This is a genomic window from Flavobacterium galactosidilyticum (genome assembly GCF_020911945.1).
GTDB lineage: Bacteria > Bacteroidota > Bacteroidia > Flavobacteriales > Flavobacteriaceae > Flavobacterium > Flavobacterium galactosidilyticum.
The window spans coordinates 3,333,467-3,354,926 of sequence record NZ_CP087135.1 but is presented as its reverse complement, the minus strand read 5'-3'; the positions used below and the strand labels follow the sequence as shown (position 1 = coordinate 3,354,926).

The window sequence follows — 21,460 nt, the reverse complement described above, 5'->3', positions numbered from 1 at the left end:
TTATTTTAGAAATCATCAATTAATTTTTGCGTTACATTTTTAATATTGCGTATTCTAATATTGAAATTCTTCATTTGTCAGTAAGGTTTTTTTTATGTCTAAAATTCGCTTTTCTTTGTAGATATGAATTGGAACTCCTACATCAAATCGTATCAATCTTATTTAAGAATCGAACGTGGATTGTCTAAAAATACTATTGACAACTACACATTTGATATTGAAAGATTGTGTCTTTTTTTAGATCAAAATGCTATAGAAGTTTCTCCAGTTAAAATAGGTGAGGAGCTGCTGCAGCAATTTATCTATAGTGTATCCAAAGAGGTCAATGCACGATCTCAAGCCCGAATGATTTCTGGACTTAAGAGTTTTTTTAATTATTTGATATTCGAGGATTATCGTTCAGATCATCCTTTAGAACTAATAGATACTCCTAAAACCGGTCGCAAACTTCCAGATACTTTATCAGTAAGCGAGATTGACTCGCTTATAGAAGCAATAGACTTGTCTTCTAACGAAGGAGAACGAAATCGGGCAATGCTTGAAACGCTTTATGGTTGTGGACTTCGTGTTTCTGAATTGGTTACACTCAAAGTTTCAGATCTTTTTTTTGAAGAGGGATTCATAAAAATTACAGGAAAGGGAAACAAACAGCGTTTTGTGCCAATAAGTGAGGTTACTCAGAAGTACATTGAAATTTACCAAAACTCAATTAGAAGTCATGTTTCGATTCAAAAAGGTTTTGAAGATACTTTGTTTCTAAATCGAAGAGGCCGACAGTTAACACGTGCCATGATTTTTACTATTATAAAAAATCTAGCGGTCCAAATAAATTTACAAAAGACTATCAGTCCCCATACATTTCGTCATTCTTTTGCAACACATCTTTTAGAAAATGGTGCTGATTTACGTTCTATTCAGTTAATGTTAGGTCATGAATCAATAACTACGACTGAGATTTATGTACATCTTGATAGAAAATTCTTGACAGAAGTTTTACAGTCATTTCATCCTAGGAAATAGGCTTTATTAGCGTGGTATAGTAGATAAGTATTTCTTTGGATTTTCACATCTAAAGAAAAATGTAGATAATATTTTCCTTTTTAATTAAATTACTATCAATTTGTCGTATTTTTAACACTAGAATAAAAAAGTAAATACTAAATTAAGAAATAATAATATGTTATGGTTTCTAACTTTCTGCAGAGTGGCACTACCAATGAGTTGAATGCTTTTTATATTAAATTATTTAATGATATTCCCGATTTACTATTTGAATTTATAATCACTCGTGATAATACATATCAATTTCCTTTTGTAAGCAAATCAGTAAATGAAATTTTTGAGATTACTTCAGAGCACTTTAGTGACAGCGATAAATTTCTTGTTTATAATAGGATAGTTGAATCAGATAGGTTCTTATTTTTTGATTCATTATTACATGCAAAAAGATCTCTTTCCCGATGGGAATGCGAGTTTCGTGTTGTATTACCTAAAAGGGGTTTGCGATGGTTAAAAATGTCCGCTAAACCTGAAATGTATGACAATGACAATATTGGTTTTTACGGAAGAGTGGTGGATGTAACTGACCTTAAAGAACAAGAAATTAAACTTAAAATATCTGAAGAGCGCTTCAAATTCGCACTTGAAGCCTCAACTGCTGGTGTGTGGGATTGGAATTTAACATCTAATACCGTTTTTTATTCCTCTCAATCGATGAAAATCTTGGAGCAGGATTCGTTAGATATATTTGATAATCCAGAACGTTGGGATAAAATTGTGCATAGAGATGATTTAGAAAAATACTACGCAGACATTCACGAACATTTTGAAAATAAAACTCCTTTTTACGAAAATTACCACAGAGTATTAACATCAAGTGGAAAGTATAAATGGATCTTAGATAGAGGAAAAGTAATTGAGCGTGATAGTAATGGTAAGCCTTTGCGGGTAATAGGCACACATACTGATATTTCTGCTCAGAAAGAGAAAGAATTAGAATTAGTGAAAACGATGGAATTGTATAGTCAACAAAATAGTCGTTTACTTAATTTTTCTCATATTGTTTCTCATAATTTAAATACGCAAGCAGGTAATATTAAAACAATTTTAGATTTTATAGAATCTGACGATGAGGAAGACATTATTGAGGAAATGCTGGTAAGTTTGCGAAGTGTTTCCAATGATTTGAATGAAACAATAGCAAATTTAACGCAATTAGTACAAATAGAAAGCAACGCTAATATTCCAATTCTGTCATTAAATTTGAGTCAATATCTTACCAAAACTTTAGATTTAATTAAGCATCTAAAAAACTATAATGAAGTATCTATTATTAACGAAATCGATGCTGAAGCTTGTGTTGATTTTAATCCTGCCTACTTAGAAAGTGTTTTTTTGAATTTTACAACAAATGCCATTAAGTACGCTGATAAAAATAGGGCAATCGAAATTAAATATACTTATGCCCTAGAGGATGGTAAGAAAACCTTATCGATTTCAGACAATGGGTTAGGAATTGATTTAGAAAAATACGGAAGTTATCTTTTTGGTATGTACAAGACATTTCATAATCACGAAGAGTCTAGAGGATTGGGATTACACCTTACAAAGAATCAAATAGAATCCATGAATGGTACTGTTTCAGTTGCAAGTGAAGTTGGAGTGGGAACAACGTTTAAAATTACTTTTAATGATATTTTAATTGAGCAAAAAGTAAAATCTTAGCTAGAATATTATAAAGGAGATTCCAAAAAAAAAATTCCAAATTCCAATAACTAATTATTGGAGTTTGGAATTAACATTATGTAAGTTGAAATATTACTTAGCTATATTCACTGCTCTGGTTTCACGAATAACAGTTACTTTAACTTGTCCTGGATAAGTCATTTCAGTTTGAATTTTTTGCGAGATATCAAAAGATAAAGTAGCTGCATTATCATCTGAAACTTTTTCACTTTCCACAATAACACGAAGTTCTCTACCGGCTTGAATTGCATATGCATTTTTAACACCGTTAAATCCGTAAGCAACTTCTTCAAGGTCTTTTAGACGTTGAATATAGGAATCCAATACTTGTCTTCTTGCTCCAGGTCGAGCTCCAGAAATTGCATCACAAACTTGTACAATTGGCGACAGTAAAGATTTCATTTCAATTTCATCGTGGTGAGCACCAATAGCGTTACAAACTTCTTCTTTTTCACCGAATTTTTCAGCCCATTGCATACCAAGTAAAGCGTGAGGTAAATCACTTTCTGCATCTGGCACTTTACCAATATCGTGTAATAAACCAGCTCTTTTAGCAAGTTTAACATTTAAGCCTAGTTCAGCTGCCATAATTCCACAAAGTTTAGAAACTTCACGGGAGTGTTGCAATAAGTTTTGTCCGTAAGAAGAACGGTATTTCATACGTCCCACCACTTTAATCAATTCAGGATGCAATCCGTGAATTCCTAAATCGATAACTGTACGTTTTCCTACTTCAATAATTTCATCATCAATTTGCTTAGCAGTTTTAGCAACTACTTCTTCAATTCGCGCTGGGTGAATACGACCATCTGTTACTAATTTGTGCAATGCCAAACGTGCAATTTCTCTACGAACTGGGTCAAAACAAGAAAGGATAATTGCCTCTGGTGTGTCATCAACGATGATTTCTACTCCTGTAGCTGCTTCCAGTGCACGGATATTTCTACCCTCACGACCTATTATTCTACCTTTTACATCATCGGATTCAATGTTGAATACAGATACGCAGTTTTCTACTGCTTCTTCTGTACCAACTCTTTGTATCGTGTTTATGATAATTTTCTTAGCCTCTTGTTGTGCGGTAAGTTTAGCCTCCTCAATGGTATCTTGTATGTGAGCCATTGCAGAACTTTTAGCTTCTGCTTTTAAACCATCTACTAATTGATTTTTAGCTTCCTCTGCAGATAATCCTGATATTACCTCTAATTGCTGTAATTGACTTTTATGAAGTCTGTCAACTTCTGCCTGTTTTTTGTCTAAATTTTCAATTTTAGTACTGAATTCTAAAGTTTTAGCTTCAAAATCATCATTTACTTTTTTAGCTTTTGATAACTCATTTGATATTTGAGACTCTTTATCACGGACTCTTTTTTCTATTTCAGCAACTTTCTTGTCACGTGATAAAATAACTTGCTCGTGCTCAGCTTTTAATTCGATAAATTTCTCTTTTGCTTGTAGAATTTTATCTTTTTTTATGTTTTCAGCTTCTAGATTTGCATCTTTTAATATGGAAGCTGCCTCTTTTTTAGAATTTTTTATTAAGTTAGAAATATTGCTTTTTTCTATTAATTTGGCTATTGCGAAACCCGCTACAATACCTATTAATCCTGAGATAATAATCGTTAATATGTTGTCCATAGTTTGTTAAAATTTATATATAAAAAAAGCCTACATTAATTGCTTGAATAAACTCGAAAAGACAAGTTTTGAGCTAACTCACTGTTCAAGTTTCCTCGCCGAAGCGTGGCATGCTTTAGTAGTGATGATTTGCTCATTCTAAATTGTTAGTGTTGAGTTTACCAAATGTGAACTAATGTAGGCAGTATCTTAGTCTTTGTAAAGAACGTTTATTTGTCGAGATATTGATCTAAAATCGCGTTGATTTTTTTAATTCTTTCGATGGTTGCTTCACCATCAATTGCATTATCAATTTGTTTTTGTTCGGTTTGTGAAGCAAATTGTAGGGCACACATTGCCAATACATCTTGTTTATCACGTACGGCATAATTTTCTTCAAACTGCTTAATCATTTTATCGATTTTTTTTGAAGCGGTCCTAAGCCCTTCTTCTTGAGATGGATCTACCGTTAACGGATAAACCCGGTCTGCTATCGATATTTTAATTTTAAGCTTTTCGTCCATATCTTTTATTAATCTGATAGTTGTGCTATACAGTAATCAATTTCGCGAATTAATGAATTTATTTTAAGCTTCGTATCTCTTTTATTATCGTCACTGCCTAATAATGAATTGGCTATCTTGAGTGTTTCATACTGCGATTTCAGCGCTTCAATCTGTTGTGATTGAGTTTGTATTAGTGTTGCAGATTCTATTAATTCGTTTTTTAAATCTTGATTATTTTTCTCCATACTTTTCATTTTAGTGAAAAGTTTTTCGACTTTATTTTCAAGAGTATCAATAATTTCTGCAATTACACTCATTATATCTCTTATTCATTACATAATCATACAAAGTTACTATTCCTTTTTAATTTTGCAATATTTTATTTTATTTTTTGTATTAAATTATTTAAATATCAGAAATTCAAATAGTTGCTAAATTTATTTTATAGCGGTGTTTTCAATACTTTTTTTATCTTAGCAAAAATGTAAAACGATGAGATTTTCTGTGTTTTTTTTGTTGCTTAGTATGTCAGCGATTTCACAAGCTGAATATCCAAAGGATTATTTTAGATCGCCATTAGATATACCTATGCAATTGTCAGGTAACTTTGGAGAGTTGAGACCCAATCATTTTCATGCTGGTTTTGATTTCAAAACGCAGCAGAAGGAAGGTTTGAGTGTTTACGCTGTAGCCGATGGATATATATCTAGAATTAAAATTTCTACTTTTGGTAATGGAAAAGCAATTTATATAAACCATCCTAACGGTTATACTTCGGTTTATGGTCATCTACAAATGGCTAATGGAGATATAGAGCAATATATCAAAAACACGCACTACAAGGAGAAGAATTTTGAGATTGAAATGTTTTTCAAGCCAGACGAAATGCTCGTTAAAAAAGGTCAAATTATTGGATTTTCAGGTAATACGGGCTCTTCTGAAGGACCACATTTGCATTTTGAATTTAGAGATTCAAAAACAGAATTCGTTATAAACCCGATGCTTTTTGGCTATGATAAATTTTCTAAAGACTCTAAAAAACCAACTGTTTCTAGCGTTTATGTATATCCTTTAAATGCTAACACCACTGTTAACCGAGCTCAACGACCTGTGTTACTTAACTTGTCTTTACAAAAAGATGGAACGTATTTAGCTGACAAAGTGGTAGCAAATGGGTTAGTAGGTTTCGGAATTTCGACTTATGACACTGACGATGTTTCGTTTAATAACAATGGTGTTTATAAAGTGCAGTCTTTTTATAATGGAAAACCAAATTTCGGATATGAGTTTAATACCTATTCTTTTGATGAAATGCGTTATATCAATGCGTTAGTTGATTATTCGAGATATAAAAAAATGCAGCAAAGAGTTCAGAAGCTTTTTATGAAAAATCCGTACAATTTGAGTATTATTAAAACGGATGAGACCAAAGGTGTGCTGCAAGTTTCTCCAAATTTAGCTTCTATTTACCGAATTGAAGTTTCCGATTTTTTTGGAAATAAAAGAACAATCGCTATTCCTATTCAGTACGACACAATGCCTGCTGTAATAAGCAAAGAGCCTTTGCAGTCTAATTATTTTATAAAAGCGAATAAAGATAGCAATTTTGCTTTAGCCAATATGTCTGTTTTTTTTCCTGCAGGGACTTTTTATGATGATTTTGAATTCAATTTTGCTGTGAAAAATGACACTTTGTTTTTGCATGAGGATACTGTTCCTGCTCACACGAATTTTACAATTACAATGGAGGATACAAAATCACCTGAAGCTCAAAAGGAGAAAATGTTTATTGGAAGAATTGAAGGAAATAAAATTAGTTACAATCCAACTTATAGAAAAGGAAATATCTTTACCACGAAAGTCAAGACTTTAGGAAAATATACTTTGGCAACTGACACTGTGGCGCCAAGAATTAGTATTGCTTCACCCATTGAAGGAAAGTGGATTAGTGGCCAAAAAACGATTCAAGTTTCGATAAGTGATGAGTTGTCAGGTATAAAATCATATAATGGATATTTGAATGGTAATTGGATTTTAATGGAGTATGACAATAAAACTAAAAAATTAACCCATTTTTTTGGGGACGGAATTGTTGCTGAAGGTGCTAATGATTTAAAAGTTGTTGTTATCGATAATGTAGGGAATTCAACTACCTTTGAAACTCGTTTTTTTAGAAAATAAAAGAAATCAAAAAATAAACATTTGAATACTAAGCAATTATTTTCGTTATTCTTCTTTTTCTTAGTGAGCGGGACTTTATTTGCTCAGACTGCTAGGATTAAAGGTGTTATTCTAGACAAAAAAAATCAACCGGTAGACAACGTAAATGTCTCTTATCTTAACGTGACTGCACGCTCCAATCAAAATGGTTTTTATGATCTTAGAGTTCCGGCACAACAGAAAGTCACACTTGTTTTTACTCATGTTTCCTTAAAAAAAATAACGGTAAGTTTTACTTTTACTGAAAATGAACAGAAAGAGTTCAATCCAGTAATGAGTGATCAGGAAGAGCAAATGGGTGAAGTACTTGTTACGTCAAATAATAGAAAATCTGTTCTTGGAATAACAAGTATTGAGCCTGAGATGATTCGAAAAATCCCAGGTGCTAATGCGGGAATAGAGAATATTTTAAAAACATTGCCGGGCGTAAATTCTAATAATGAGCTGAGTACTCAATATGCAGTTCGCGGTGGTAATTACGATGAGAATTTAGTATATGTTAACGAAATCGAAGTCTATCGCCCGTTTTTAATTCGGTCGGGACAGCAAGAAGGTTTAAGTTTTATCAATACTGATTTGGTTCAAAACGTAGATTTCTCTGCCGGTGGATTTCAAGCTAAATTTGGTGATAAATTATCCTCGGTTTTAGATATTACATATAGGAAGCCAACAAAATTTGGCGCCGGTATCGAAGCGAGTTTTATTGGCGGAAGCCTTTATGTAGATGCTATTTCTAATGATAAAAAATGGTCTGCTGTCACAGGTGTTAGGTATCGTAACAATAGTCTTTTGGTGAAAAGTCAAGATACTCAAACAAATTTCACTCCATCATTTGCAGATATACAAACGAATATTAATTATCAAGCTTCTGCTAAATGGCAATGGAGTTTTCTAGGGAATATTTCTCAAAATAAATACCAATACCAACCTTTAAGCAGGCAAACTAATTTTGGAACCCTAGATAATCCTATGGCACTAACTGTTTTTTACGAAGGTCAGGAAAAAGATAAATACGACACCTATTTTGGAGCATTGAAAATTACATTTAATGTTTCTGATAATTTTACTCTAAAGTTTATCGGTTCTGTATTTCAAACTTTGGAACAGGAATATTTTGATATTTTCGCGCAATACAGATTAGGCGAAGTGGATTCAGGTATTGGTTCAGAGAATCTTGGAAAAGTATCACATATGCGAGGAATAGGATCACAACTCAATCATGCTCGTAACGATTTAGACGCGCTAATTGTAAATACAGAGATGAAAGGATTTCATGACTGGAGAGAAAGTCAACTAGAATGGGGAATTAAATATACTAGTGAGTCTATTAGAGATCGCGTAATAGAGTGGGAGGTAATTGATTCCGCAGGTTTTTCGATAAATCCCCCTATTATTAATTTACCTAAAAATGACCAACCATATGTTTCTTATACCGGCCCGCTTGTTCCGAACCAAAATATACGTGCAACTAATTTTAATACAATAAATAGATTTTCTGGTTACTTTCAGTGGAGTTTGAGATCGACTCTAGGTTCAAATGACGTTTGGTACAATGCCGGAATGCGGGCTCATAATTGGGGAGTGCAAGGTGATGGAATCGTTGAGAAATCCCAAACTACTTTTAGTCCAAGAGCACAATTTGCCATAAAACCGGATTGGGAAAAGGATATGGTTTTCAGATTATCAGGAGGATTGTATCACCAACCGCCATTTTACAGAGAATTAAGAAGTGCCGATGGAATGGTACAACCAGATGCTAAAGCGCAGCAATCCGTTCATATTGTTTTTGGAAATGATTATAGTTTCAAAATGTGGAATCGTCCATTTAAGTTGGTTTCAGAGCTCTATTATAAATCGCTGACCGATGTAAATACGTATGCAATTGACAATGTTCGTATTCGCTATGCGGCTAATAATGATGCTACGGCTTATGCACAAGGATTGGACGTAAGACTTAACGGTGAGTTTGTTCCTGGTACAGAATCTTGGATTAGCTTTGGTTATTTAAAAACAGAAGAAAACAGCAGTGACAGAGGATATATTGCCAGACCGACAGACCAAATGTTAAAGTTTGGATTGTTGTTTCAAGATTATATGCCTAATATTCCTAGCTTAAAATTATATTTGAATTTAGTTTATAATACTGGATTGCCTGGTGGATCGCCGTCATACGCTGATCCATATTTGTACCAAAATCGACTGAATGACTATCGTCGCGTTGATGTTGGTTTTTCTAAAGTGTTTATTGATAGTAAAATGGTAAAAAGAAAAAGTGATTGGTTGAATAATTTTAAAGAATTAGCGATCGGTTTAGAAATTTTTAATCTTTTTAACAATCAAAATGCAATAACAAATACGTGGGTTAGGGATGTCTATTCTAAAAATCAATATGCGATTCCTAATTACATGACAACACGTGTTTTTAATGTGAAATTGACAGCGAAGTTATAGGTTAACGAAGGCTTTCGTTAGAAGCTTTAGATGGATTTAATTAGTTAAATGAACCTTTAATAACGGGATCGTTTTTTAAAAATGATTACATTTGAATTTTAATAGTATTATAATATGAAAAGACTACATATATCACTTATAGGAATGGCATTTTTACTTTTAGTAAGTTGCAAGGAAGAAGTTGAAAAACCTAAAGTAACTTATGATCAAACGGCTAAAGCTAAAGAGTCTATTAGAGCAGATTCGTCTCAGATACAAATTGCTGATTTGCCAATTCAGATGGATGGAACTGATTATTTATTGCATCCAGTAGCTGATTTAAGCATTCGTGAAAAAGGAATTAAAGCAAGATATGGTTCGTCAAGTGTGAATGATTTGAGTTTTACAATTTCTAATTATGGAGAATATGAAATTACAGGTTATTTACAGAATATAAGATTTCAAAAAATAGATTCAGATTCTATTCATAAGTTAACGGATAAACCTGTTTTGATACAAACGGCTACTTATTTAAAATCAGTGGCGGACAAGACTAATAATCATGTAATGGTGTACACTATGATGGACATGGATACAAATAAGGATGGAAAACTGGATACTAGCGATATCAAAGCACTTTATTTAAGTGATATTAGTGGAGGAAAATTCACTAAAATATCAACTGATTTCCAAGAGTTAATTGACTGGAAATTGATAAGCTCTAAAAACCGATTGTACTACAGAACGGTTGAAGACACCAATAAAAACGGTGAGTTCGATAAGAACGACGCTGTGAACTATTACTACATCGATCTATCTAATAAGGAATGGAAGATAACAGGTTACGAACCAGTTTTGTAATTATTTCTAAATTAAAATATCACTTTCTAAATCAGATTTTTCAATTTTAAAATCAAAACCAAGTTGCTTCACTAATTGGATGACTAGGTTTTTATACCAGTTCTCTGATTTTGGGTGAATGTATATTTTTTCAATTAGCTCATTGATGTCGACGCTAATTTTAAGCCCTTCATTAATTTTGATCGGGCTGTTGCCAGTGTCTGTTATCACACGGACTTCACCTTCATATTGAAAACTTTTTCGCTTGAATAAGAAAGGGAAAAACATATCGTCAAATGGGATGTGTTCTTTTTTGTAATCGATGTAATTTACTTGTCCAATGAATTGTTTAAAATTCGTTTCTGGAATTAATGATTTCTGCAATCTCCCAATAGTTGATTGTATCGCTAAGCCTTCACTATTTTGAGTAAATATCTGCCACATCGCAAATGATTCGTATTCATTGATGTGCCAACTGCTGATAGCCACTTTTTCTCGATGACTTTTATAGAATTTTAAAAATCCAGGGTTGCCAATAGAAAGTTTTTTTATTTCCTCAAAAGTAGGCTCGCTAAACGTTCCCTCATATTGATCCTCAAACTTATCCGATCGGGACATGAATAGCTTCTGAGACATTAGTAAATCCAAAAATTTAGACAAATCGAGATATTTCCAAACAATAGTGTTTGGATCTTCAGGAAGTTTTATACTTGGATTATGAATGTACATCTATAAGGATTTTAAATTTAGAGCTGTTTTCACTTTTACAGTTATTCGAAAGACTGCATTGTAACTAATTTGTTGTAATTGCCATCAAGTGCCATAAGTTCTTCATGTTTCCCTTGCTCTACAATTTTACCTTTTTTCATCACAACAATTAAATCAGCTTTTTGAATAGTCGATAGACGGTGAGCGATCACAATAGAAGTTCTGTTTTGCATCATATTTTCTAAGGCTACTTGTACAAACTTTTCACTTTCAGTATCTAATGCAGATGTGGCTTCATCCAGAATCATAATAGGAGGGTTTTTCAGAACGGCTCGAGCAATTGACAATCGTTGTTTTTGACCACCTGATAATTTGTTTCCGCTGTCGCCAATGTTAGTATGAATGCCGAGCGGTAGATCTTTTACAAATTCATAAGCATTAGCAATTTTCAGTGCTTCCATAATTTCGGCATCTGTAGCATCATGTTTTCCTAAAGCAATATTCGCTTTTATGGTGTCATTAAATAAAATACTATCTTGTGTTACTAGTCCCATCAAATCGCGAAGAGAATGTAAATTCATATCTTTAATGTTAATTCCATCAATGGAAATTGTTCCTTCATTTACGTCGTAAAAACGAGTCAATAAATTAGCAATGGTGCTTTTTCCGCTACCAGATTGACCTACAAGCGCAACAGTTTGCCCTTTCTTTACTTCAAGTGAAAAATGTTTTAAAACATTCTCATCTTCGTATTTAAAGTTGATGTCTTTGATGACGATATTCGTGTCAAATGAGTCTTTTTTAATAGCGTTTGCTTTGTTTGTAATCTTATTTTCCTGCTCTAAAATTTCTAAAACTCGTTCTGCTGCTGCATTACCTCTTTTTACAGAATAAGAAGCTTTAGAGATTGATTTTGCTGGTGTAAGAATGTTATAAGCGAGTCCCATGTAAGCGATAAATGAGGCGCCGTTTAAGCTTTGCTCTATTAAAACCATTTGACCGCCGTACCACAATAATATAGCGATTACCATAATTCCCATAAATTCACTGGCTGGTGAAGCTAGGTTCTGACGATTTCCAATACTATTTGATAAGTTAAAAAAACGATGTGTTGATTCTTGAAACACCTTGTAAAAATGATTTTCAGAGTTGTATCCTTTTACCACTTTTAATCCACCTAGTGTTTCCTCAATAGTTGATAGAAAGATACCTTGTTCTTCTTGTGCTTTTGTAGATTGTTTTTTTAATTGTTTTCCAATTAACGATATGATGTAACCAGAGATCGGAATAAAAATAAATACAAAAAGTGTCAATTTTACACTTATCGAAAGCATAGCGATTATCGTAAAAATAATAGTTAAAGGCTCTTTTACAACAAGTTCAAGAATCGATAAAAAAGAAGTTTGAACCTCATTTACATCGGCAGAAATTCGTGAAATAACATCTCCTTTTCTTTTCTCAGAGAAAAACGATAAAGGTAAGTTTATTGTTTTTTTGTACATCGCATTACGCATGTCTTTTAAAATACCATTTCGTAAAAAAGTAATAAAAAACATAGCAAGATAGTCAAACAAGTTCTTTAACAAAAAGATTGATATAATGACAGCAACCATTATTGACAATGTGTAGCCAACGCCATTTGTGGCTGTAGTTGTTGTAATGTAATAGCTTAGCGAATTTTCTAAAAATAGTTTAGTGTTTTCAAAATAAGTTTTTACATCTTCAAATAAATGATCTGTATTAACAAATCCATCATAAATTGGCGCTATAGTATTTTTCTTGGTTTGGTCAAATAACACTTGCATCATTGGTATTAATGCCATAAACGAAAGTGTACTGAAAAGCGCATATAGAACATTGAAAAAAATGTTTAGATAGGCGTATTTTTTATACGGATTTATAAAGGGAAGTACTTTCTTGAAATTGCTCATTATATTTTTTTTATCAGTAAGACCCGACCAGTTTTTGAAGCGGGTCGGGTCTGTCAGAAAAATTATTTTATTTTAATTAAATCAATTGCATTCCTGCAATAATGTTTTTTATTTTGCTGTCTAAAATGCTTTCTACTTCTTTAAAATCTTCTAGAGAGTCTAATGTCGTGTTTACACTTATGTAAAACTTAATTTTCGGCTCTGTTCCACTTGGTCTAGCACAAATTTTAGAACCATCTTCAGTGTAATAAATTAACACGTTCGATTTTGGGATATCCATAGTAGATATCTCGCCAGTCAACAAGTTTTTAGCAGTTGATGATTGATAATCTTCCAACATAATTACGCGCTGTCCGTCAATTTCTGTCATAGGGTTTTCTCTAAGATCAATCATCATTTGACTGATTTCTTGTAAACCATCCATTCCTTTTTTAGTCAATGAAACTAAATGTTCTTTATAGAACCCATTGTCAACATACAATTGAAGCAATTCGTTATAAACACTGCTTCCGTTTGCTTTTGCTTGAGCTGCCATTTCGCAAATCAATAAAGTAGCTGCGACAGCATCTTTATCACGTACGGCATCACCTACCATATATCCGAAACTTTCTTCACCACCACCTATGAATTCCAACTCTGGAAAGTCCTTAATCATTTTAGCAATCCACTTAAAGCCAGTCAATCCTATTTTACATTCTACACCGTAATTCGTCGCTAATTCCATCATCATAGGAGTAGAAACGATTGTAGTGCCTACAAACTGCTTTCCATTAATTTTTCCTGCTTTTTTCCATTGCTCTAATAAGAAAGCAGTCATTAATAACATAGTTTGGTTTCCATTCAACAAAGTCATTTTTCCTTCATTATTGCGAACGGCAACACCTAAACGGTCACAATCAGGATCTGTACCAATAACAATATCAGAATTGGTTTTCTCAGCTAAAGCTGTCGCCATTGTCAACGCTTCTGGCTCTTCTGGATTAGGAGATTTTACTGTTGGAAAATCACCATTAGGAACCGCTTGTTCAGGAACAATATGTACGTTAGTGTAGCCAGCTTTTGAAAAAACATCAGGAACTAAAGTGATAGACGTACCGTGCAAAGAAGTGAAAACAATATTCAAATTTTCTTTGGCCGCAGCCGAAGTATTAAAAGATGCATTTTCAATAGTTGATTTTATAAATGCTTGATCTACTTCAGTATCTACGTAATGAATCAAATTTTCATTAGCAGTAAACTTAATTTCATTGTATTTCAGGTTTTCAATTAAATTAATAATTGCTTCATCTTCTGGAGGAACAATCTGCCCACCGTCTTCCCAATATACTTTATAACCGTTATATTCTGGCGGATTATGAGAAGCAGTAAGTACTATTCCAGCTTGACAATCTAAATGTCTAACTGCAAAAGACAACTCAGGTGTTGGTCGTAAATCAGAGAATAAATACACAGAAATTCCATTTGCACTAAAAACATCTGCAACAACTTTAGCTAGCGTTTTGCTGTTATGACGACAATCAAAAGCAATAGCAACTTTTAAATCTTTATTAGGGAACACTTTGTGCATGTAATTAGAAAGTCCTTGCGTGCTTTTTCCAAGGGTATATTTATTGATACGATTGTTGCCAACGCCCATCACACCGCGCATTCCACCAGTTCCGAATTCTAAATTTTTGTAAAAACTTTCTTCTAGTTCTGCAGGAGATGTAGTCATCAATTCCTTAATAGCTTCATGCGTAGTTGTGTCAAAAGTTGGCGTAAGCCACTCATTCAGCGCATCTAAAATGTTTTGTTTAATCTCCATTTTTATATTTTTTTTGGTTTAGTTTAAATTTTAGTAGCTAATCCGGCTATTCGTTACAATATTTTATGCTGAACCCCAGCATAAAAGGATTTTCACTGTTATCCGGGCTAGTTAGATAATCTAGAACTTTATTTTTATAACCTATTTTGTTTCTTTTCGTATTTTTGTTGCTGTCGTTATCTTTGTCAACTAGATAATCTAGTGCTTTGTGTATATCTGGAAACTGATTTTCAATTTCGGTTAGTCGTTTTCTAAGTTCTTCGTCGTTCAAGACGAATTTTCTTAAAGCTACAAAATTGCGGATAATTGCTATATTAATCTCAATTGCTTTTTCGCTATTTAGAACCCTTGATAACATTGCAACTCCTTGGTCTGTAAACGCAAAAGGCATGTATAGCAGTCTTCTTCTATTTGTGGCACAATTTTTGAAATCAAACGCTCTGATTCTATTGGAGCTAATTCGAACATGAAATCTTTGGAAAATCTAATGATATTTCTTCTTAAAGATTGTTTTAGAACTTTTTAACTTGTTTCGGAGAGCGTGGCCAAATCAAAATTAAGCATTCCTTTTTGACTACGAATTTCAAAAATTTTGTTTCTAATTAGTTAGATTTCCATTAGTTGCTATTTTTGCAATACACAATTTGCAAAATTGATAGATACAAATTACATTTAACTTATGTTTTTTTTACTTTCGACCAAAAAATCACAAAAATTATAAAAAATTTATTTCTCTTGAAATCTTATAGCGTTCCTCATTGTTCTTAGTGCGTAAAATGATTTCGCCAAGAAATCCAGCTAAAAATAATTGTGTGCCTAAAATCATTGTTGTCAGTGCTATATAAAACCAAGGATTGTTTGTTACTAGGTTGTAGCGCATGTCATTATACATGTGATATAATTTAGAAATACCTATATATCCAGCAGCAATAAATCCGATAATAAACATTAAAGATCCTATGGCGCCAAACAAGTGCATTGGTCGTTTTCCAAAGCGTGAAAGAAACCAAATAGTAATTAAATCAAGGAAACCATTGATGAAACGTTCCATACCAAATTTAGTTTCCCCGTATTTTCTGGCTTGGTGTTGCACTACTTTTTCGCCAATTTTTCCAAAACCAGCATTTTTTGCTAGAACTGGAATGTAGCGGTGCATTTCGCCTGAGACTTCAATGTTTTTTACAACCGTATTTTTGTAGGCTTTTAAGCCGCAATTAAAATCATTCAGTTCAACACCAGAAGTTTTTCTAGCAGCCCAATTGAATAATTTAGAAGGGATGTTTTTAGCCACTACAGAATCGTAGCGTTTCTTTTTCCAACCAGAAACTAAATCAAATTTACCGTTGACAATCATTTCGTATAATCCTGGAATTTCTTCAGGACTATCTTGTAGGTCGGCATCCATAGTTATGATTACCTCGCCTTGCGCCTTTGCAAAACCAGCGTGTAACGCTTGAGATTTCCCGAAATTTTTCATAAACCGAACTCCTTTTATATGAGAGTTCTGCTTTGCAAAGCCTTCAATAATCGACCAAGAATTATCTGTGCTTCCATCATCTAGGAAAATAACTTCATAGGTGTAATTATTTTCTTGCATCACTTTGATGATCCAAGTGTACAGTTCGTTTAGAGATTCCTCTTCGTTAAGAAGTGGTATAAGTATCGATAAATTCATTTTTGATTATTCTTGTGTAGATCTTGTTTTAAAAAATGCTGCCAAAATTAATCCAAAAATGGAGCTGAAAATTATACTGAAAATAGAACCTTTAAGTAATTCTATTGTAGAATAAGGATTAGTTTCTTTTAATTTTGCTATAGCTTCATTAATAACTGATGCCGGTGTACCGAACTTTTGCATCATGTTGGCTGTTATTTTCATCGTTATTTCAAGTAATTTATCTTTTGCAGATGGATCAATTACATTGAAAAGTAAAACATTGAATAAAGTTGAAATCAATATACCAATTACTGCAGCAATAAAATATGTAGTAAAAGCATCTTTGAAAGTGAAAATAGTTTTAATTTCTTTCTTTGTCTTCGATAGTAGCACTATTCCTAATACAAGATAAACAATAATGCTTGTGATTCCTATCCACCATGATGAAAATAGATTTAAGTCACTTGCATATATGGTTGCTGTAATTAGCGAAGAAACAATACCTATTAGTACACCAAAAGTAATTCCGTTTCTTTTTATGATTTCGTTTATCATTGTTGCGATTTTAGATTAAAGCACAAATATAGCAATTCCCAATATATACAGGAGCAAAAATCGTTTTTTACAATTATATAAAAAAAGTGATACAAAGATTTGATTATTGGAAATAAATTGTAAATTTGCAAACTCAAAATAACAGTATAAAACAAAAAGTTATAGCGAGTTTATACCTTTTCTGTTAGAAGAAAAGCTTCAAGACAAGTTATAATTAACAAATAAAAAAAGATTAACAAGATGAAAAAAGGAATTCACCCAGAAAATTACAGATTAGTTGCATTTAAAGACATGTCAAATGATGAAGTTTTTATCACTAAATCTACTGCAGATACTAAAGAAACAATTACTCACGATGGTGTTGAATACCCAGTAGTGAAAATGGAGATCTCTAGAACTTCTCACCCTTTTTACACAGGTAAATCTAAACTTATCGATACTGCAGGACGTATTGATAAATTTAAAACTAAATATGCTAAACACGTTAAATAATTTTAACTTGTTTTTTAATATAGGTAAGCCATGCTGGGAAGCGTGGCTTTTCTGTTTTTAATTACATTATTATTTATATTTTTTTATTTAAAATTAATTATTTAATTGCATTATTATAATTAATTTCGCGTAAAATAATAAATACTATAACCAAACTAATAAATAACTACTTTTTATGAATTATATTCTTTTTGACGGTCCTGCACGAAATGCATTATTGCCATTTACCTTTACTCGTCCAGTTGCTGATATCCTTACAGGAATTATGACGATTCGTCAAAAATGGGAAATGCGTTTGGGCTCAACAACCACTACATTAACAGAGGAATATTTATCAGCGAAGTTTCCAATGGTTGAATTAGACGAAAATGTAATGATAAATGCTTCTTTTCTTCCTAATAATACATTGGCAGAGATGGTTAGTGTTTTAGGTCCTAATCAAGCTATTTTTAAAGGTGATGAAGTGATTGCTTTTTATACCAATGAAGATCAAGAAGAAGTAGATTTTGACACCTATGAAATTATAGAATATGAAGGTGATTGTATCACTATAAAAAATACTTGGGATATTTTCTCCAAAAACAACTTGGCTATTCAAGAGGATTTTAATTATCTGACTGAAGATAGAAAATCGCAACCAATCCCTAAAAGTGTTAACGTTATTGCTCCCGAAAATGTATTTATTGAGGAAGGAGCTAAACTTGAGTTTGTTACGCTAAATGCTAGTACGGGTCCTATATATATAGGTAAAGATACAGAAATAATGGAAGGTTCTATGATTCGTGGTCCTTTTGCTTTGTGCGACAATGCCTCAGTAAAGATGGGGTCTAAAGTTTATGGCGCGACAACAGTAGGTCCTTATTCCAGAATTGGTGGTGAAGTAAAAAACACCGTTATTTTTGCACATTCTAATAAAGGTCATGAAGGATATTTAGGTGATTCGGTTATTGGTGAATGGTGCAATATGGGTGCTGATACTAATAATTCAAACCTTAAGAACAATTACGAAGAAGTAAAATTGTGGAGCTATGAAACAGAAGGATTTGCGAAGACTGGACTACAATTTTGTGGTTTGATGATGGGAGATCACAGTAAATGTGGAATAAATACGATGTTCAACACTGGAACAGTGGTGGGAGTAAGTGCTAATATTTTTGGAACAGGATTCCCGCGTAATTTTATTCCTAGTTTTTCTTGGGGTGGAGCTTCTGGCTTTACCACTTATGTAACTAAAAAAGCATTTGAAACGGCTAGATTGGTGATGAGCAGGAGAGAAATAGAATTTGACGAACAAGAAGCGGCTATTTTAGAGCATGTTTTTGAAGAAAGTAAAAAGTGGCGAAAAGATTAATTTTCTATTAGTTTTAAATTGATTTTTTATAAGTAAAACTGTCTTGTTCATTGTAATGAGGCAGTTTTTTTATTTTCTCTTTTTTATATATAATTTCATATAGTTTAACTTATTTGTTAATATGGTAATCTTCTATTAAAAATGGATCATTTAATTACTGCTTGATTTTAAGTCTATTACTATTTGTAATTTTTTTTATAGTCCTTAATGCTAGTTTTTTTTATTACTATTTTATAGTTTTATCGAAAATTAGTAATAAAATGATTGATTTGTTCATTTTATGATAATTATAAATAATATAATTATATGGAGAAATTTGTTGGTGTCGTAAATAGCATTATTTGGAGTGATGCTTTGATTGTCTTGTGTCTGGGTACTGGGTTGTATTTTTCGTGGCGAACACGTTTTTTACAAGTCCGTCATTTTAAAGAAATGTTTCGTTTACTATTTGATGGCAAAAGTACAGAATCAGGAGTTTCTTCATTTCAGGCTTTGTCAATGTCTTTGGCAGGTCGAGTAGGTACAGGAAATATAGCGGGTGTAGCTACGGCAATCGCTTTTGGTGGACCAGGAGCTATGTTTTGGATGTGGTTAGTAGCATTCTTAGGAGCGAGTACTGCGTTTATCGAAGCTACTTTAGCTCAAATCTATAAAGAAAAACATTTAGGAGAATTTCGTGGAGGTCCAGCATTTTACATAGAACGCGGATTAGGCGTAAAATGGTTTGGCGTTTTGTTTGCTATTGTTTCAGTTATTTCTGCGGGTGTTTTATTGCCAGGTGTTCAAGCCAATTCTGTTGCTGACGGAATTAAAAATGCATTTCAGTTGGAAACATGGATGACAGGCCTTGGTGTTGTTGTAATATTCGCTGCTATCGTTTTTGGTGGTGTAAAAAGAATTGCCAAGTTTACAGAATATATAGTTCCATTTATGGCAATTGGATACATTTTTATTGCATTAATAATCATAATTGCTGATTTTAAAGAATTGCCTGGTGTTATCATGTTAGTATTCAAAAGTGCTTTTAATATGGAAGCTGGTTTTGGCGCTGTTTTTGGTTTAGCTGTGCAGTGGGGTGTAAAAAGAGGAATTTACTCTAACGAAGCGGGACAGGGTACAGCTCCTCATATTGCGGCTGCTGCAAATGTTTCGCATCCTGTTAAGCAGGGACTAGTACAGTCTTTTTCTGTTTATGTAGATACTTTGTTAGTGTGTTCTGCAACTGGATTCATGTTGCTGATGACTGGAAAATACAATGTTCATAATCCAGCTTTTGGATCTGGTGGTGCATCTGAATTTTTATATTCTGGTGCTCAGAATATAGCCGTTGGTCCTGGATATACTCAAAGTGCGATGGACAGTGTTTTTCCAGGTTTTGGATCTTACTTTGTGGCAATTGCCTTGTTTTTCTTCGCTTTTACTACAATATTAGCCTACTATTATATCGCAGAAACAAATGTCTCTTATTTGACTAGAAAATTTGAATCACCTGTTTTTAATTATATTTTAAAAATAGTTATGATGCTAGTTATTATGTACGGTTCGATTAATCAGGCTACATTAGCGTGGGATATTGGGGATATTGGAGTAGGATTAATGGCTTGGTTTAATATTATCGCTATTTTACTATTACAAAGGCCTGCTTTAGCTGCATTGAAAGATTATGAAAAGCAAAGGAAAGCCGGGAAAAACCCCGTGTTTGTTCCAGAAGACATAGGTGTTACAAATGCACACATTTGGAATACGATACGTAAAGAAGAAAATAAATAGTAAGCTCATAACTAAAAAAGCTCCAATAAATAGAATTGATTTTTCTATTTATTGGAGCTTTTTTTATTTGGGTAAAGCGTACTTTATAAGTTAAATAATTTAGTAATATTAAAATTTAACTATTGGTAAGCATATATAAGAGATCCGTTTTTTATCAAGTTGATCAGCGCATCAGAATTTTTATCAGGAACTGAAAAGCATCCCAAACTAAATTTACTGTACATCTTTCTAGAGGAATGTACTACTATATTTCTTTTTAGCGCATTTGAGTTTTTGTCTTCTTCTAAACCGTCGATTCTTAAGGAGTAACCCCAAGTGCCATTATAGGTTTGCATAGTTACATAACAACCAAGAGACGAAGCATTACTCCCTACAGCATTGCTAAAGGAACTCGGAGTTTGTCCCGTTCCTGAGCCGTAACCATGGTCTACATTGCTACTAAGTAGTATCTTGTTGTTTTTGATGTCAACTACATATAGTCTTGCAGAGTCTATTGATTTAGAAAAATCGATCAGTGTGATTATATTTTTGTTTTTGGCTTTGTAGCCCCACTTTGTTTCAACTTCACTAGCTTTCTTTACAATTGCATCAGTCTGCTGAGCAAAGGTGAAGTGGATTGTCGCTAATAAAATTAAAGTCAGAAATTTTTTCATGAATTGATTTTTAATATTTTTTAAATCCGCTTAAAATGAGTTTTATAATGCTTTACTCGGGATGTTCATTATGATTTTTCGCTTTGTTTAGTGTTTCTGCGAAAATTGCCATCAATGGATTCTACCTCTTTTGTTTAATTAAATATTTGTAGATTAAATACAAAACTAATAACTATTCGTT

General features: G+C 32.8%; 18 protein-coding genes. 8 read left to right on the top strand and 10 right to left on the bottom strand.

Going from position 1 to position 21,460, the window contains the following annotated elements; genetic code table 11:
- Positions 1–123 precede the first annotated feature (123 nt).
- Both xerD and LNP27_RS14465 read left to right on the top strand, forming a co-directional pair.
- Positions 124–1,020, top strand: a complete 897-nt coding sequence (gene xerD / locus LNP27_RS14470) for a site-specific tyrosine recombinase XerD (RefSeq protein WP_229942340.1) — start codon at positions 124–126, stop codon at positions 1,018–1,020.
- A 162-nt stretch (positions 1,021–1,182) separates the two neighbouring features.
- Positions 1,183–2,724 (top strand): PAS domain-containing sensor histidine kinase, encoded by a 1,542-nt coding sequence (locus LNP27_RS14465; RefSeq protein WP_229942339.1) that lies wholly within the window; start codon positions 1,183–1,185, stop codon positions 2,722–2,724.
- 93 nt (positions 2,725–2,817) lie between these two features.
- Here the strand turns inward: LNP27_RS14465 and rny are convergent, their stop codons facing one another.
- The 3 genes from rny to LNP27_RS14450 form a co-directional block, all read right to left on the bottom strand.
- Complete coding sequence (gene rny / locus LNP27_RS14460; RefSeq protein WP_229942338.1) at positions 2,818–4,383, bottom strand: ribonuclease Y; 1,566 nt, start codon at positions 4,381–4,383, stop codon at positions 2,818–2,820.
- A 209-nt stretch (positions 4,384–4,592) separates the two neighbouring features.
- Complete coding sequence (locus LNP27_RS14455) at positions 4,593–4,886, bottom strand: cell division protein ZapA (RefSeq protein ID WP_229942337.1); 294 nt, start codon at positions 4,884–4,886, stop codon at positions 4,593–4,595.
- Positions 4,887–4,894: 8 nt separating this feature from the next.
- Positions 4,895–5,185, bottom strand: coding sequence for a hypothetical protein (locus LNP27_RS14450; protein WP_229942336.1), 291 nt, complete (start codon positions 5,183–5,185; stop codon positions 4,895–4,897).
- Between the two features lie 208 nt (positions 5,186–5,393).
- Between LNP27_RS14450 and LNP27_RS14445 the strand changes: the two genes are divergently transcribed.
- From LNP27_RS14445 to LNP27_RS14435, 3 genes are all read left to right on the top strand, one after another.
- Entirely contained in the window at positions 5,394–7,049 is a 1,656-nt protein-coding gene (locus LNP27_RS14445; RefSeq protein ID WP_229942335.1) for a M23 family metallopeptidase, read from the top strand.
- A 21-nt stretch (positions 7,050–7,070) separates the two neighbouring features.
- The gene (locus LNP27_RS14440) at positions 7,071–9,539 is read left to right on the top strand and encodes a TonB-dependent receptor (protein WP_428979007.1); all 2,469 of its coding nucleotides are present in this window, start codon (positions 7,071–7,073) and stop codon (positions 9,537–9,539) included.
- Positions 9,540–9,653: 114 nt separating this feature from the next.
- Positions 9,654–10,379 (top strand): hypothetical protein, encoded by a 726-nt coding sequence (locus LNP27_RS14435; RefSeq protein ID WP_229942334.1) that lies wholly within the window; start codon positions 9,654–9,656, stop codon positions 10,377–10,379.
- Between the two features lie 6 nt (positions 10,380–10,385).
- Here LNP27_RS14435 and LNP27_RS14430 read toward each other — a convergent pair whose 3' ends face one another.
- From LNP27_RS14430 to LNP27_RS14405, 6 genes are all read right to left on the bottom strand, one after another.
- Positions 10,386–11,087: a hypothetical protein gene (locus LNP27_RS14430; RefSeq protein WP_229942333.1), complete on the bottom strand. Its 702-nt coding sequence runs from the start codon at positions 11,085–11,087 to the stop codon at positions 10,386–10,388.
- A gap of 41 nt (positions 11,088–11,128) precedes the next feature.
- Complete coding sequence (locus tag LNP27_RS14425; RefSeq protein WP_229942332.1) at positions 11,129–12,997, bottom strand: ABC transporter ATP-binding protein; 1,869 nt, start codon at positions 12,995–12,997, stop codon at positions 11,129–11,131.
- 76 nt (positions 12,998–13,073) lie between these two features.
- On the bottom strand, positions 13,074–14,801 hold the full coding sequence (locus LNP27_RS14420; RefSeq protein ID WP_229942331.1) for a phospho-sugar mutase: 1,728 nt from the start codon (positions 14,799–14,801) through the stop codon (positions 13,074–13,076).
- 46 nt (positions 14,802–14,847) lie between these two features.
- Positions 14,848–15,192 (bottom strand): hypothetical protein, encoded by a 345-nt coding sequence (locus LNP27_RS14415; protein WP_229942330.1) that lies wholly within the window; start codon positions 15,190–15,192, stop codon positions 14,848–14,850.
- 324 nt (positions 15,193–15,516) lie between these two features.
- Positions 15,517–16,476, bottom strand: coding sequence for a glycosyltransferase family 2 protein (locus LNP27_RS14410; RefSeq protein ID WP_229942329.1), 960 nt, complete (start codon positions 16,474–16,476; stop codon positions 15,517–15,519).
- A 6-nt stretch (positions 16,477–16,482) separates the two neighbouring features.
- Positions 16,483–17,013, bottom strand: coding sequence for a DUF4199 domain-containing protein (locus tag LNP27_RS14405; protein ID WP_229942328.1), 531 nt, complete (start codon positions 17,011–17,013; stop codon positions 16,483–16,485).
- Between the two features lie 240 nt (positions 17,014–17,253).
- On the opposite strand from LNP27_RS14405, the gene LNP27_RS14400 reads away from it, so the two are divergent.
- The 3 genes from LNP27_RS14400 to LNP27_RS14390 all read left to right on the top strand — a co-directional run bounded on the left by LNP27_RS14400 (position 17,254) and on the right by LNP27_RS14390 (position 20,626).
- Positions 17,254–17,505 carry a type B 50S ribosomal protein L31 gene (locus tag LNP27_RS14400; RefSeq protein WP_229942327.1) on the top strand — a complete coding sequence of 84 codons (252 nt, stop codon included), beginning with the start codon at positions 17,254–17,256 and terminating at the stop codon, positions 17,503–17,505.
- 175 nt (positions 17,506–17,680) lie between these two features.
- On the top strand, positions 17,681–18,856 hold the full coding sequence (locus LNP27_RS14395) for a GlmU family protein (protein WP_229942326.1): 1,176 nt from the start codon (positions 17,681–17,683) through the stop codon (positions 18,854–18,856).
- 306 nt (positions 18,857–19,162) lie between these two features.
- Positions 19,163–20,626 (top strand): alanine/glycine:cation symporter family protein, encoded by a 1,464-nt coding sequence (locus LNP27_RS14390; protein WP_229942325.1) that lies wholly within the window; start codon positions 19,163–19,165, stop codon positions 20,624–20,626.
- Positions 20,627–20,745: 119 nt separating this feature from the next.
- On the opposite strand, the gene LNP27_RS14385 is transcribed toward LNP27_RS14390, so the two are convergent.
- Positions 20,746–21,279, bottom strand: a complete 534-nt coding sequence (locus LNP27_RS14385; protein ID WP_229942324.1) for a murein L,D-transpeptidase catalytic domain family protein — start codon at positions 21,277–21,279, stop codon at positions 20,746–20,748.
- Between the last annotated feature and the right edge of the window lie 181 nt (positions 21,280–21,460).